The sequence below is a fragment of the Paenibacillus sp. FSL P4-0127 genome (genome assembly GCF_038007325.1).
In the GTDB taxonomy this organism is placed as follows: Bacteria; Bacillota; Bacilli; order Paenibacillales; family Paenibacillaceae; genus Fontibacillus; species Fontibacillus macerans.
This window is the reverse complement of sequence record NZ_JBBOWY010000001.1, coordinates 4,807,088-4,820,190: the sequence shown is the minus strand read 5'-3', so window position 1 is coordinate 4,820,190 and position 13,103 is coordinate 4,807,088. Positions and strand designations below refer to the sequence as shown.

The 13,103-nt window shown below is 56.2% G+C and carries 12 protein-coding genes and 1 pseudogene; 8 read left to right on the top strand and 5 right to left on the bottom strand.

Going from position 1 to position 13,103, the window contains the following annotated elements; translation table 11 throughout:
- Window positions 1-22: 22 nt before the first annotated feature.
- The 4 genes and pseudogenes from NYE74_RS21745 to NYE74_RS21730 all read left to right on the top strand — a co-directional run bounded on the left by NYE74_RS21745 (window position 23) and on the right by NYE74_RS21730 (window position 3,387).
- Window positions 23-883, top strand: a complete 861-nt coding sequence (locus tag NYE74_RS21745) for a carbohydrate ABC transporter permease (RefSeq protein ID WP_036623691.1) — start codon at window positions 23-25, stop codon at window positions 881-883.
- A 42-nt stretch (window positions 884-925) separates the two neighbouring features.
- Complete coding sequence (locus tag NYE74_RS21740) at window positions 926-1,294, top strand: hypothetical protein (protein ID WP_170180020.1); 369 nt, start codon at window positions 926-928, stop codon at window positions 1,292-1,294.
- A 200-nt stretch (window positions 1,295-1,494) separates the two neighbouring features.
- Window positions 1,495-2,076, top strand: a pseudogene (locus NYE74_RS21735) (PIG-L deacetylase family protein); the annotation flags it as partial.
- Between the two features lie 153 nt (window positions 2,077-2,229).
- Window positions 2,230-3,387 (top strand): exo-beta-N-acetylmuramidase NamZ family protein, encoded by a 1,158-nt coding sequence (locus NYE74_RS21730; RefSeq protein WP_036628299.1) that lies wholly within the window; start codon window positions 2,230-2,232, stop codon window positions 3,385-3,387.
- A gap of 564 nt (window positions 3,388-3,951) precedes the next feature.
- Here the strand turns inward: NYE74_RS21730 and NYE74_RS21725 are convergent.
- From NYE74_RS21725 to NYE74_RS21710, 4 genes are all read right to left on the bottom strand, one after another.
- Window positions 3,952-4,074 (bottom strand): hypothetical protein, encoded by a 123-nt coding sequence (locus tag NYE74_RS21725; RefSeq protein WP_265416210.1) that lies wholly within the window; start codon window positions 4,072-4,074, stop codon window positions 3,952-3,954.
- Window positions 4,075-4,524: 450 nt separating this feature from the next.
- Complete coding sequence (locus NYE74_RS21720; RefSeq protein ID WP_036623689.1) at window positions 4,525-4,920, bottom strand: DUF2871 domain-containing protein; 396 nt, start codon at window positions 4,918-4,920, stop codon at window positions 4,525-4,527.
- 132 nt (window positions 4,921-5,052) lie between these two features.
- On the bottom strand, window positions 5,053-6,306 hold the full coding sequence (locus NYE74_RS21715; protein WP_316561708.1) for a (Fe-S)-binding protein: 1,254 nt from the start codon (window positions 6,304-6,306) through the stop codon (window positions 5,053-5,055).
- Window positions 6,307-6,407: 101 nt separating this feature from the next.
- Window positions 6,408-7,820 (bottom strand): FAD-binding oxidoreductase, encoded by a 1,413-nt coding sequence (locus NYE74_RS21710; protein ID WP_316561707.1) that lies wholly within the window; start codon window positions 7,818-7,820, stop codon window positions 6,408-6,410.
- A 170-nt stretch (window positions 7,821-7,990) separates the two neighbouring features.
- Here NYE74_RS21710 and NYE74_RS21705 point away from each other — a divergent pair, with 170 nt between their 5' ends.
- Complete coding sequence (locus NYE74_RS21705; RefSeq protein ID WP_051985495.1) at window positions 7,991-8,701, top strand: FadR/GntR family transcriptional regulator; 711 nt, start codon at window positions 7,991-7,993, stop codon at window positions 8,699-8,701.
- Between the two features lie 14 nt (window positions 8,702-8,715).
- On the opposite strand, the gene NYE74_RS21700 is transcribed toward NYE74_RS21705, so the two are convergent.
- Window positions 8,716-9,834, bottom strand: a complete 1,119-nt coding sequence (locus NYE74_RS21700) for a DNA alkylation repair protein (protein ID WP_036623684.1) — start codon at window positions 9,832-9,834, stop codon at window positions 8,716-8,718.
- A gap of 142 nt (window positions 9,835-9,976) precedes the next feature.
- Here NYE74_RS21700 and NYE74_RS21695 point away from each other — a divergent pair, with 142 nt between their 5' ends.
- The 3 genes from NYE74_RS21695 (at window position 9,977) to NYE74_RS21685 (ending at window position 12,736) form a co-directional block, all read left to right on the top strand.
- Window positions 9,977-10,783 (top strand): fumarylacetoacetate hydrolase family protein, encoded by an 807-nt coding sequence (locus NYE74_RS21695; protein ID WP_124333704.1) that lies wholly within the window; start codon window positions 9,977-9,979, stop codon window positions 10,781-10,783.
- 18 nt (window positions 10,784-10,801) lie between these two features.
- Window positions 10,802-11,389, top strand: a complete 588-nt coding sequence (locus tag NYE74_RS21690) for a nitroreductase family protein (RefSeq protein WP_036623680.1) — start codon at window positions 10,802-10,804, stop codon at window positions 11,387-11,389.
- Between the two features lie 432 nt (window positions 11,390-11,821).
- Window positions 11,822-12,736: a transposase gene (locus tag NYE74_RS21685; RefSeq protein WP_115311196.1), complete on the top strand. Its 915-nt coding sequence runs from the start codon at window positions 11,822-11,824 to the stop codon at window positions 12,734-12,736.
- The last annotated feature ends 367 nt before the right edge of the window (window positions 12,737-13,103 follow it).

Below are 13,103 nucleotides of genomic sequence, written 5' to 3'. Positions count from 1 at the left end.
AGCGCGGGAGGAGGATGAAATCATGGCGTTGTACAGCACCCATACAGGCAACAAATCTATAAAGCATGTCCGAAACACGCTGCTGATGCTGGTTCTTCTGCTCTTTGCGCTGGCCACGTTGTTTCCGATCTATTTCATGATTATTTCTTCGTTCGGCGATCCGGTGGAAGCCGGAGCGTTAAGCTACTCGCTGTGGCCGGCCAAAATTTCGCTCGCTTCCTACAGGTTTTTCTTCGAGTACAGCGAACATTCCTACCGCTGGCTGCTCAATTCGCTGATCGTTGCGGCCAGCGTCATGGTCACGAACGTCGCATTCGCCACGCTGGCGGGATACGCCTTCTCCAAAATCCGCTTCCGCGGCAGAGCGCTGCTGTTTTCGCTCCTGCTGTGCGCGATGATGATCCCTTACCAGGTGATCCAGGTGCCGCTGTATATTTTGATCGTGAACATTTTCCGTATCGAAAATACGTACAGCGCTTTGATTTTGCCGGGACTGGTCACGGTGTACAACATTTTTCTGGCGAAGCAGTTCATGAGTTCGATTCCGGGCGAAATTCTGGAATGCGCCAAGGTGGAGGGCTGCAACCAATGGCAAATCTTCACCAAAATCATAATGCCGCTTTCGAAAACGGTGATGGCGGTGATGGCCATCCTGACCTTTATGGACAGCTGGAACACGTTCTTCTGGCCGTTTCTCGTCACGAATACGATGGATATGCAGACGATCCAGGTGGGACTCAAAAATTTCCGCTTCGCCAACACGACGTATTTTGCGCCGATGATGGCCGGAGCGGCCATATCCGCGGTGCCGATGTTCATTTTGTTTTTTAGCTTGCAGAAATACTTTCTGGAAGGCGTTACTGTCGGGGCGGTGAAAGGCTGATCGATGGAGGGGAAGACGCTCTGTGTCGGTAGGGAGGTTCAGTTGCGGGCGGTGAGAGGGAGCGCCTCCCCGAAACAAAACCGAAACAAAATCTGGCCGGCCGGAGGTGCGGATTTCGTGGTGGTGACATGGGAAGACCGCTATCGTTCCGAGGTGATTGATCTGTGGAACCGGGAAGCGGTTAAGGACGGTTACAAGGAGCTGACGAAGAGCAGCTTTGACCGCGTTTTTACGTCAAACCCGTATTTTGACCGGGAAACGGTCCGGCTTTTGCTGGACGATTCCGGCCGGGTTCGGGGCTTTGCCTGCGGCTGTACGGGAGATGATCTCCCTTTGGGCGAGGCGGCGGGGTATATTACCTGCATCGTGCTGGCGGAAGATCATCAAACCGAGGCGCATTACCGGAAGTAGCTGGATACGCTGGAGCGGCGTTTTCAGGCCTTGGGCAAAAAACAGGCCGATGTCCTGTTTTTTAATCCGATGCCGCTGCCGTGGTACATTCCGGGGACGCCGCAGCACGAGCACAACAATGCGCCGGCGTGCCCGCGGGCAGCAGGCTGCACGGCTGTCTGCTCCGGCACGGGTACGCGGAGCGGGCGCGGCAATGCGGGATGTACCTGGCGCTTGCCGGCTTTGCGATCCCGGACGATATCCGCGCCAGGAAGCGGAAGGCTTTGGCGGGGGGCTACCGGGTAGAGATGTACGATCCGGGCAGGCATGAGGGGCTGGCGGAAATGTTGGACGGCTTCGACAACCCGCTGTGGAGACGGCAAATTCCGGAGTATGCCGCCAGCGGCGCACCGCTGGTGGTCGCGGCATGTGAAGGGAAAGCCGCCGGTTTTGCCGTGCCGGTGCTCCGGGAGGAGAGCGGGCGGGGCTTTTTCGCCGGAATCGGGGTACATCCGCGTCATGAGGGCCATGGGCTTGTGGAAGAGCTGACGGCGGGGAACGGGGGGCCGGTCGGGCGGGATATGGCGGAATACCGCGAGCAGAAGGTGCGGGAGGCGGCCGAATTTGCGGAAATGCTCGGCGGCGAAGCGATCGTTTTCGACATCCCGGACGGCGAGCTGGCCGACAGCGAGGAGATGCGCTACCGGGTTTGCGACGTGATCCGCCGGGTGCGGCCGAACATCATTATCACGCATTTTAAAAACAGCATGCACAAAGATCATATGGCCACGCACCGGATCGTAGTCGACGCCTGCTTTTTTTGCCGGACTGGGCTCGCTGCAGCGGGAGCTGCCGGCGCATTTCGCTTCCCGGCTGTATTATGTGTGGAAAACTGGGAGGATGCGGTGGGCTATAAGCCGTACGTGTATATCCATTCCCATGAGGAGGCTGGGGCCATGGTTCGCAACGGGATCGATCGCATCATGTCGCATGCCCATTTGTTCCGGGGCAAACGGATCGGGCTGATCACGTCACCGGCGGGAATGACGGCGGAGTTCGTGTCCACGATCCGGATTTTGCACGAAAATTTTCATCTGGCCGCTTTGTTTTCCCCGGAGCACGGGGTGCGCGGTGATTTGGCCGCAGGAGCGCCGGTGGATACGTATCAAGATCCGTATACCGGGGTCACGGTCTACAGCCTGTACCGCCAAGATTCCAAACGGATGACCCCGGAGATGCTGGATGAGGTCGATGTGGTCGTCTACGATATCCAGGACGTTGGCGTTAGGTATTATACTTACATTTATACGATGCTGTACGCGCTGGAGGACTGCGCCAAGGCAGGCAAGGAATTCGTCGTGCTCGACCGGATCAATCCGCTGGACGGCGTTACGGTGGAAGGCAACGTGCTTAAACCGGGGTACGAATCGTTCGTCGGCAATTACCCGCTGTGCGTGCGTTATGGCCTGACCGCCGGCGAAGTGGCGGCGATGGCCAACGAGCAGCAGGGCTGGAAGGCCGAGCTGTACATCGTGCCTTGCGAAGGTTGGGATCCCCGGATGCTGTTTCCGGAAACGGGGCGCATTTGGGTACATCCATCCCTGAACGTTCCCCGCTTTGAAACCGCTTTGCTGTACGGCGGAACCTGCCTGTTCGAAGGGACGATTTTGTCGGAAGGGCGGGGGACGACGTTTCCGTTCGAAATGATCGGAGCGCCGTTCATCGAACCGGAAGGCTTGGCGGCGGAAATGAACGCGAAGCGGCTGCCGGGCGTACGGTTCCGTCCGGTTTATTTTCAACCGGCGGCGTCGAAATTTGCCGGGGAATTGTGCGGAGGCGTGCAGCTGTACGTTACGGACCCAAGGGCGCTTCAGGCCGTGGAAACCGGAGTGACGCTGTTATATACGATTAAATGCAATTACGAGGCTTTCGCTTACTTGCCGCCGGTCAAGGAAAATTCCCGGCCATTTATCGATTTGCTGTGCGGCGACAAGCTGTACCGCGAAGGCGCGGCGCCGCTGCCGGAAATGCTGGAACGGTTCCGGGAGGAGAGCCGGGCCTTTGCGAAGATAAAAGAAGACTACCATCTATATCCACGAGGGCGGGGAGAGTAGCGCATGAATTCGATGCTGCATAGAGAGCCCGGCGGACGGATGAGCATTGCTTACGGAATATCCGGCAGCTTACCGGAGAAGCAAAACAGTAGCGATTCGCACATAGGGGGCAAAAATCAGCACAAGAAACGCGGAAGGGCGTTGAAAGCTTGAGGAGAGGGAAGTGGGGGGGAGGGGCGGCAGGTCAACACTCGCTGTCCAGAGACTTTGCACGATTATCCCGTTTAATCAGGTAGCAGAGAGAAAGACAAGCTTGGGAGAAAAAATATTTGGTGGAGTAGCAGATAGGTTCGAGATAATTTAGACGGGCTTAAGAGAAGGAACCAGGTTTAGGGGAGGTGAAACAGACCGAACAAGAGATCAGGACAGAAGATCAAGGGCAAGACGCAAAGGAAACGAAAAGACCGTGATTATGCTGTAGCCTGAACCCTTCCGTCTGCAGCAACGCCGACACAGTTCATACTAACCCCTACCCATTAAGTTGATCCGCATCAAACTTCCCTCATCTTTTCAAGCGCCACGATCAGGCCGCAGCCGCAAGAGGTTGGTTTGGTTGGCGCGCGATCAGCCGGCGGTAAGGAATAGCCGGAATCGCCACACACTCGCGATTAGCGCCTCCATATAGGCCTGCTCGCTGTTAAAACGGCTGCTGAATGGCCGAAGTTCCGTTCCCGCATTGACCTCCATGTACGCTCGCCCCCGAATCAAGAATATACGAGCATAAGTTCCATTTATTTCATTATACCAAACGTACGTTCTCTTATCAAGCCGAAAATCTCACCTGAACCGCCTCATTTTTTCCTCATCTTTTTTGTGTTTTTTCTTCTTTTTTTGGAACCCTTGACTTGCTCTAGCCCACCCCCTGCTCCCCGCTCCTGAATAATGGGGATAATCGTGCAAAGGCAGGCAGCAGGCAAAGACACCAAGACACGAACCCTTTAGACAGTCCCTTTAGACAGCCCCCTCACCTGGCGTCGGTTTGTGACACTGCTCGAAACGGCCGCGGTGCAAAAAGGGCTTTTTTTAGTAAAATAGCGGCCGCTGTAACCGTTAGATATTTCCAATATGCACAATGATAAACGGTTGCAGCCGCTTCTCTTCTCATTAGAAGCGGCTGCACTTACGAGGTCTGGCGCGCTAATCAATCCGTTTGCCGAGCAAAACCAGCAGCCAGATGATCCCGGCGCCAAGAATCATGTGGCCCAGGCCGGCGATGTAAGGCAGGAAGGCGATGTCGCTGTCGTGCACCTGCAGCATGCCGCGGACGGCCATCGTTCCGATAGTAATCAGCAAACCGAGGTTATAGACGACATGCCACGTTCCAAACGACTTCGCTTCGTGCACGCCGAACAGCTTGCCCAATCCCAACACGACGAGGAAAAACATAAATCCGAGCACCAGAATGTGGGTATGCAGCGGAGCCAAGGCGGTCTCGCCGGTGAAGCCGTTATGCCTGGTCGCTTCGCGGTAAAAAACGCCGGCCAACAAGCCTAAAACCGCATAGAAGAAGGAAGTGTAATAGAGTTTTTTCATGTTCAGCCATCCCCTTTATTCATGGCATTAACTAATGATCTATAAGGAAAATTATACCACGTAAAAATGCCGAAAACCGGGCTGAATTATGACAAAAAAAGGAGAAGATAGGGGGTAGAGGAAATGGGACCCTTACAGGGCTCGGTCCAGCAGATCCATGATATGCACCGCCTCCATCCGGTCCTGAAGGCCGGCCCGGATGATTCCCTGCTTCATCTGCAGCAGGCAGCCGGGATTGGAGGTGACGATCAAATCAGCGCGGGTTTCTTTCACCTGTTCCATTTTATCGTCAAGGATTTGCATCGACATGTCGAATTGGGTGAGGTTGTACGTGCCGGCGGAGCCGCAGCAGCTGTCGGGCTGCCGCATTTCAACGAGCTCCAGTCCCGGGATGCTGCGCAGCAGCTGGCGCGGCTGGTTGCGGACTCCCTGGCCGTGGGCGAGGTGGCAGGAGTCCTGGTAAGTCGCTTTTACCGGCAGCGTTTTGCCGAAGGCGAGCGGAGGGAGCACGGCCAGCATTTCGTTCGCATCGCGGTTTTTGGCGGCAAAGCGCTTTGCTTTGGTCTCCCATGCGGGATCGCCTTTGAACCAGTGGCCGTATTCCTTTAAAGCCGCGCCGCAGCCCCCGGCGTTGTTGATCACAAAATCGACGCCGGCCCGCTCAAAAGCCTCGATATTCCGCTTGGCCAGCTCTTTCGCTCCGCTCATTTCCCCGGAATGCGCATGCATGGCGCCGCAGCAGCCCTGTTCCTCAATGAATACGACGTCACATCCGGCTTTCGTAAGCAGCCGGGCGGTCGCCTGATTGGTTTCGAAGAACATCACGTCCATGATGCAGCCGGTGAACAGCCCCACGGTATAAAGTTTCGTACCTTCCGCTTTCATCGCTTTTGGCCGTTGCTTGCGTTTCCAAGGGGAAGCAACGGTGCCGACCGACCTTTGCATTTCCGCCATTTCCCGCGGCAGAATCTTGATCAGTCCCGTCCGGTCGGCCAAAGAATGCAGCCCAAGCGCCTGCGCGCCCCACAGCAAATTCCCCAGCCGTTTAACCCGCTGCGGATGCGGAAACACATGCTTAAATACGAGATTTCGCAGCGCGGAGGGCTTTTCGGTCAAGTTTTTCGTTTCTTGCACGACTTCCCGCGCCGTCTCCAGCAGTCCGCCATAAGGCACGCCGGCCGGACAGGCCGTTTCGCAGGCGCGGCAGCCGAGACAGGCGTTCATGTGCCGCTCAAACTCGCGGTCGACCGGCAGCTGCCCCGTGGCCACGCCTTTCATCAGCGCAATCCGCCCCCGCGGGCTGGATGTTTCCAGGCCGGTTTGCACGTACGTGGGGCACGTCGGCAAGCAGAAGCCGCAGTGCATGCAATTCAGGATTTCGTCCATGCCAAACCGGGCAAGCAGCCCGTTGTTTGCGGTTTTGACCGGACCGTCCAGCGGAGGGCAGGCGTCGGCGGCAGAACGATTTGGGGTTTTCGGTTCGGCGCTCATCTTTTCACCACCAGTCTGCGGCGCTCCGCGGCCGCGAATATTTTCCCCGGATTCATGATATGGTTGGGGTCGAAAGCTTCCTTGATCCGCCGCATCAGTTCGATGCCGGATTCGCCGACCTTCAGGTGCAAATAGTTCATCTTGGCCAGGCCGACGCCATGCTCGCCGGTAATCGTGCCGCCCAGCCGGATCGAAGCTTGAAAAATCTCCGCAAACGCTTTTTCCACGCGTTCGATTTCCTCCCGGTTCCGTTCGTCGGTCATGCATGTGGGATGAAGATTGCCGTCGCCGGCATGGCCGAACGTGCAGATCTGCAGCCCGTATTTGCCGGCGATCCGCTCCACTTCGCCGACCATTTCGGCCAGGCGGGAGCGGGGAACCGTAGCGTCCTCCATAATCGTGGTCGGCTTCATTCGGGACAACGCGGATAACGCGGCGCGGCGCGCGGTCAGCAGCTTGGCTCCTTCCTCCGAGGTTTTAGCCGCCTCCACCTTTGCCGCGCCGCTTTCCCGGGCGATTTCGGCGATGCGTTCAATATCGCGAAGAGCCAGCTGCTCGGGGCCGTCCTGTTCGATCAGCAGCATCGATTTCAGCTCAAGCGGCAGGCCCAGGCCCGCGTATTCGTCGACGACCTTCATCGTCCCCTGGTCCATAAATTCCACGGTTGCCGGGATGATTTTGGCGGCGATGATCTTTTCCACCGTCCTGGCCGCATCAACCAGATTGGTAAAAAAAGCGACGAGCGTCCGCTTCGTTTCCGGCAAGGGGAGCAGCTTCAGCGTAATTTCCGTGACAACGGCCAGCGTGCCTTCGGAGCCGACCAGCAGCCGGGTCATGTCATAGCCGGCGACATCCTTGACGTTTTTTCCCCCGCAGCGCAGAATTTCACCCGAGGGCAGCACGTACTCCAGCCCCATGATGTAATCCTTGGTCACGCCGTACTTCAGTCCGCGCATGCCCCCGGCGCCCTGCGACATATTGCCGCCGATCGTCGAAATCTTCATGCTGCCCGGATCGGGCGGATAAAACAAACCGAGCGCTTCAACAGCCTGATGCAGATCGGCGGTGATGACGCCGGGGCCAACGGTGGCGGTCAAATTTTTGGTATCGATTTCATAAATCCGGTTGAACCGGTTCATGTTCAGGACGATGCCGCCTTGAACCGGGATGGTGCTGGCCGCCAGATTGGTGCCGGAGCCCCGGGGGATGATGGGAATTTTGTGGCGGTTGGCGATTTTCAGAATCTCCGACACTTCCCGGGTGGACGCTGGCATGATCACCGCATCGGGCAAAGCTTGATACATCGGGGTAGCATCGTAAGAATAGGCATAAAGTTCGCTGGGGCTATCCAAAAACCACTTTTCTCCGACGATCGGCTTCAGTTGCTGTTTGATTTCCGGCGCAATCACCCAAAGATTCCCTCCTCAAAAAACAAACTTGATATGGTAAGATCAAACTAATCATGTCATCTGATGAATTTAAAATTTAAAATAAATCTACCATAATTTACGTAAATTGTATAGACTGTTATTTAGCAAGCAATTCGGTGTACATACCGATTTTGGAGAGGGAATAAAATATGGAATTGGGCAGAAAAAATTACGATATTATGATTGAGGAACTGCAGCGAATCATCGAAAGCGGGCTGGTGAAGCCCGGCGAGAAGCTGGACACGATCGAAAACCTGGCGAAGCGTTACCGCGTCGGCCGCTCTACCGTCCGCGAAGCGATCAGCCATCTGAAAGCCCGGGGGCTGATCGAGACGAGACAGGGCGGGGGGACTTACGTCAGAGCCCAGGCGCTTGAGACGATGGAAGCCCGGCAAATCGCCAACCGCCAGGAGTTGGTTCAACTGCTGCAGGTACGGAAAATCCTTGAAATCGGGAGCATTGAATTGGCCGCAGAGTACAGGAGCGAAGCGGATTTGGACGAGCTCGCCCGGATTGTGAGCCTGATGGAAGAAGCGATCGGCAATGAGGAGACCAGCCGGGTGCACGACGTCAATTTCCATTTCGCCATCGCCAAAGCGACGCGGAATCCGCTGCTGCAGCAAATGATGGAAACTATTTCAGCGATGATGACGCGGACGATCCGGGACAGCAGAAGCCTTTGGCTGTTTAGTGAAAAAGAGTCGGCCCACCGCCTGTTCCAGGAGCATTATCAAATGCTCCTGGCGATTCGCGAACAGGACCGGCGCGGGGCGGTCGACATCATGAACGCGCATCTGACCAAAGTCGGAAACGCGCTGATCGGCGCTTCGGCTGCTCCCGGGGCGGAACAGACCGACTAGGGCGTAATATCGGTTCAGCCGTTTGCCGCTGCGGCTTCCAGCTGCAGCACCGCGGCGGCGGCTTCGGCGCCGTTGACGAGCAGCGTGATCCGGTGGGCTCCGGAATAATGGCGGCGGGTCGTGAGGTCCGCCCAACTATGGCGCCGGGCTCCACCGATGGAGGCGCCGCCGGGGACGGTTTTGTCCGCCAGCAGGAACAGCTTGCGTGATGTTTTGCCACCGGCTTTGACGAAGTCGATGCCGTATTCGACGCGCACCTTCACCGGATCGCCTTCGCGCACGGTGAGTGCATAGCGGAGCTCGCAGCTGTCACCGATGCGTAGCGCGGCCGGTTCCACCGTAAGCGACGCCGACGAGACCACCGGCTTGGCGGCCGACGGCGCGGCGTAACCAAATAGCTCCAGCGCTGCGGGGCCGCCTTTGCGGATCAGCGTGCGGCAGCCATGGCGCACGATCCAGTCGGTGTGCGGATGCGCGCCTTTCCAGCGCCGGGCAAGTTCGAGCACGAGCTCCGGGTGGTCTTTGGCGATGTCGTTCAGGTTGTTGGCCACGCTTTTGCGCACGTACATGCTGGGGTCCGCCTTAAGCGTCTCAAGGATCGGGAGGATCGGCGCGGGATCGCGCTTGAACATCGGCAGCGCTTGGCCCCAGGGCAGGCGGGGCCGGCAGCCTTCGCTGGCGAGGCGGCGCACATGCTCATCCTCATGCTGAGACCACGCCGCCATCTGCCCCATCATCCGCTCTGGATCGCGCAGCAGGAATGAGCGGACGGCAAATTCGGCCGACGATTTCGGCGTGAACCGCTCCAGCGCCCGCATGGCCAAAGGCCAATCCTCTTCCGCGCTGCCGTACACTTCCACGAAATCCGGGAAAAACAAGTAGGGGAAGCCGACGCACGATTCGTCGATGGCAAACAGCACGGACACGGCTTCCTCAAAACGCGCCGGCAGCTGGTTGGCCAGCGTCAGCGAAATCCTCCGCATTCTGGCTTTCAGTTCCAGAGCATCCCACGTCCCATCCATCGTATCGGCCACGAATTTCTCCGGATCGAACGGAGCGTGCGCCGCGTGGACTTTTTCGCCAAATTCCCGCAAAAACGCTTCATTATAAATCGATTTTAATGTATCAGCCATGAGTTAATCTCCGTTCTTCCTTGAGTACTGGAAAAATATTTCTGTCTGGATTAATATTAATGTATCAGTATAGCCTTGTCTACAACGTGCAGCAAGGCCGGAGAGGCCTGAATCGCGCCTGCACAAATCCGGAGGACGTACCATGAAATTGCTGCAGTTCAAGAACGGCGGCGGGTTATGCATCGGCTGGAAAACGGAAGATGCCGTCTATAATTTAAGCGGTTTTGCCGCTGTTCTCAGGGCGGTGAACGGGAAGGATAAACAAAGCGATTTTCGCGTCGACGAGGATGAAATTGAGTTTGCGTCCGTCGTGCTGAATCCGGAGAAAATATTGTGCGTGGGCCTGAACTATCTGTCCCATGTCAAAGAGTCCAACATGGCTGTTCCGGATTCGCCCGTGCTGTTCAGTAAATTCAACAACGCCTTGGCCGGTCACAAGCAGGACATCGTCCTGCCGGCAACGGCGCGGCAAGTAGACTATGAAGCCGAGCTTGTCATCATTATAGGCAAAGAGGCGCGCAATGTCTCCGAAGCGGATGCGTTATCCTATGTTTACGGGTACACCGCCGGAAACGATATTTCCGCCCGCGACCTGCAAATGAAAACGAGCCAATGGCTGCTGGGCAAAACGCTGGATTCCTTCGCGCCCATCGGACCGTACCTTGTCACCGGCGATGAATTGGACCCGGCGCGTTTATCCATCGAATGCAGAGTGAACGGAGAGTTAAGGCAGTCCGGCAATACGGAAAATATGATATTCGGCTGCGCTGAGTTAATCAGCTACATATCCCGGTACATCACGTTAATGCCGGGCGATTGTATTTTTACCGGAACGCCCGAAGGCGTCATCCTCGGCGATCCGCCGGACCGCCAGACCTGGCTGAAGGCCGGAGATGAGCTGGAAGTGACGATTGAAGGCATCGGACGGTTAAAAAACAAATTAGTTTAAACTTAAGGAGTGTTCAAAATGGCTAACGCCGCAGATCTGCGCAAACCTGGTTTTGAAGTATCCTCTCAATTTATCAATCGTTGGTCGCCGCGGTCTTTTTTGGAAAAAGAAATCCCCGAGGATGTCCTATTCAGCCTGTTTGAGGCGGCGCGTTGGGCTCCTTCGGCATCGAACGTGCAGCCATGGCGGTTTGTTATCGCCCGCACGCCGGAGGACCGCGAGAAATTCCATTCTTTTATTTTGCCTGGAAACCTCGTATGGTGCACAAAAGCCCCTGTCCTGGCCGTCATCCTGTCCCAAACGGCGACCGAGCGGGGAGCCAACGGGTGGCATGCCTTTGATGCGGGCGCCGCTTGGGGGTATCTTGCTTTAGAAGCCCATAACAAAGGTTTGATCACCCATGCGATGGGCGGTTTTGATCAAGAAAAAGCCCGCGAAGTGCTGAATGTGCCTGACTATTATGCGATTCAAGCCGTGATCGCCATCGGATATCAAGGCGAAAAAGAAGTGCTTCCGGACAACCTGCAGGAGCGCGAACAACCGAACGACCGCCGTCCGTTGAAGGACTCCCTGTTTGAAGGTTCCTTCGGGAAGGATGCGCTTTAATACTGGCAAATTAAACGATATAGAAAACACACCTTTATTGGGGGTGTGTTTTTCTATTAGGCCCTGTCAAAATAGAGGCGTCACGATCCACCAAGGCCAGCGCATCTACCTTTTGCACCGTAGCCGTTTCGATCAGTGTCACAAATCGACGCCAGGTGAGGGGGCTGTCTAAAGGGACCATCTAAAGCGTTCGTGTCTTGGTGTCTTTGCCTGCCTTTGCACGATTATCCCCATCATTCAGGAGCGGGGAGCAGTGGGTGGGGCTAGAGCAAGTCAAGGGTTCCAAAAAAAGAGAAGAAAAAACACAAAAAAGATGAGGAAAAATGCGGCGGTTCAGGTGAGATTTTCGGCTTGATAAGAGAACGTACGTTTGGTATAATGAAATAAATGGAATTTAAGTTCGATGTATTCTTGATTCGGGGGGCGAGCAACATGGAGATCAATACGGGAACGGAACTTCAACCATTCAGCAGCCGTTACCAAAGCGAGCAGGCCTGCATGGAGGCGCTAATCGCGATGAAGTGGCCAAACGGCTTCGTCTGCCCGCGCTGCGCTCACACCCGGTGCAGCCGTCTGACCTCCCGGCATATCCCCTTATTCGAGTGCGGAAAGTGCAAGCATCAAACATCGCCTTTGGTCGGCACGATTTTTGAAGGAACGCATCTCCCCCTGGTGAAGTGGTTCCAGGCCCTGGAGTTGTTCCTGCTTGAGGGCGGCATCTCGGCGATGCGGCTGCGCCAGGTGATCCGGGTCGCCTACAAGACCGCCTGGTCGATGCTGCACAAAATACGCCATGCCGTGGGGGAGTTCGATGCCCGGGAGCTGCTCTCCGGAGACGTGAAGGTAAACAGCGATCAGTATGGGCGTAATCCGTCCCGGTGTCAGCTTTCGCATCCGTACGCCTCGGCGGTCGTAGCGGGCTGCACGGTCACGGAGTCGGGCGAGCTGGAACAGGTCAAAATCCGCCTGGTGCCAAATAAGCGGGGAGGCGAAAAAAGGGCAAACCGTCACGAACTCGCCGCTTTCATCAACGAACATGTGGATACCCGTACAGCGGCGGTACAGTTGTTCCCCTTGGCCTTTCGGCTGTATGCACCCTTGCGGAAAGTGGTGAGAGAGGCGTGGGAATCGCTGAAGAGTACGTATGGAGCCTTGGGACTGAAACATCTGCAGGCGTACCTAAACGAATACACCGGACGCCGCCGGCTGCGCCTGCAAGGAGGACTGCCGGGAGCGGAAGAAACGATGCGGCAGAAGTTACTGCGCATGTGTGTGGCGATTCCCGCGATCCCTTACCGCCGGCTGATCGCACGCCAACCGAACCAGCCCCTTGCGGCTGCGGCCTGATCGTGATGTTTGAACGGTGGGGGTTACTTGATGCGGATCAACTTAATGGGTAGGGGTTAGTATGAACTGTGTCGGCGTTGCTGCAGACGGAAGGGTTCAGGCTACAGCATAATCACGGTCTTTTCGTTTCCCTCGCGTCTTGTCCTTGATCTTCTGTCTTGATCTCTTGTCCGGTCTGTTTCACCTCCCCTAAACCTGATTACTTTTCCTAAGCCCGTCTAAATTATCTCAAACCTATCCGCCTCTCTACCAAATATTCCCTTTTCCCGAGCTTGCCTGTTTCTCTGCTACCTGATCAAACGGGATAATCGTGCAAAGCGCCCGGACAGTAAGTGTTGATCTGCCTCCCACCCCAAGAAAAGAATAC

What these genes read in the sequence shown, in the direction of transcription:
- NYE74_RS21695 (WP_124333704.1), top strand. Translation starts at nt 9,977, where the DNA reads ATGAAATTGCTGCAGTTCAAGAACGGCGGCGGGTTATGCATCGGCTGG.
- NYE74_RS21745 (WP_036623691.1), top strand. Translation starts at nt 23, where the DNA reads ATGGCGTTGTACAGCACCCATACAGGCAACAAATCTATAAAGCATGTC.
- NYE74_RS21705 (WP_051985495.1), top strand. Translation starts at nt 7,991, where the DNA reads ATGGAATTGGGCAGAAAAAATTACGATATTATGATTGAGGAACTGCAG.
- NYE74_RS21720 (WP_036623689.1), bottom strand. Translation starts at nt 4,920, where the DNA reads ATGAAAAAACTCTATTACACTTCCTTCTTCTATGCGGTTTTAGGCTTG.
- NYE74_RS21685 (WP_115311196.1), top strand. Translation starts at nt 11,822, where the DNA reads ATGGAGATCAATACGGGAACGGAACTTCAACCATTCAGCAGCCGTTAC.
- NYE74_RS21730 (WP_036628299.1), top strand. Translation starts at nt 2,230, where the DNA reads ATGGTTCGCAACGGGATCGATCGCATCATGTCGCATGCCCATTTGTTC.
- NYE74_RS21725 (WP_265416210.1), bottom strand. Translation starts at nt 4,074, where the DNA reads ATGGAGGTCAATGCGGGAACGGAACTTCGGCCATTCAGCAGCCGTTTT.
- NYE74_RS21700 (WP_036623684.1), bottom strand. Translation starts at nt 9,834, where the DNA reads ATGGCTGATACATTAAAATCGATTTATAATGAAGCGTTTTTGCGGGAA.
- NYE74_RS21690 (WP_036623680.1), top strand. Translation starts at nt 10,802, where the DNA reads ATGGCTAACGCCGCAGATCTGCGCAAACCTGGTTTTGAAGTATCCTCT.
- NYE74_RS21715 (WP_316561708.1), bottom strand. Translation starts at nt 6,306, where the DNA reads ATGGACGAAATCCTGAATTGCATGCACTGCGGCTTCTGCTTGCCGACG.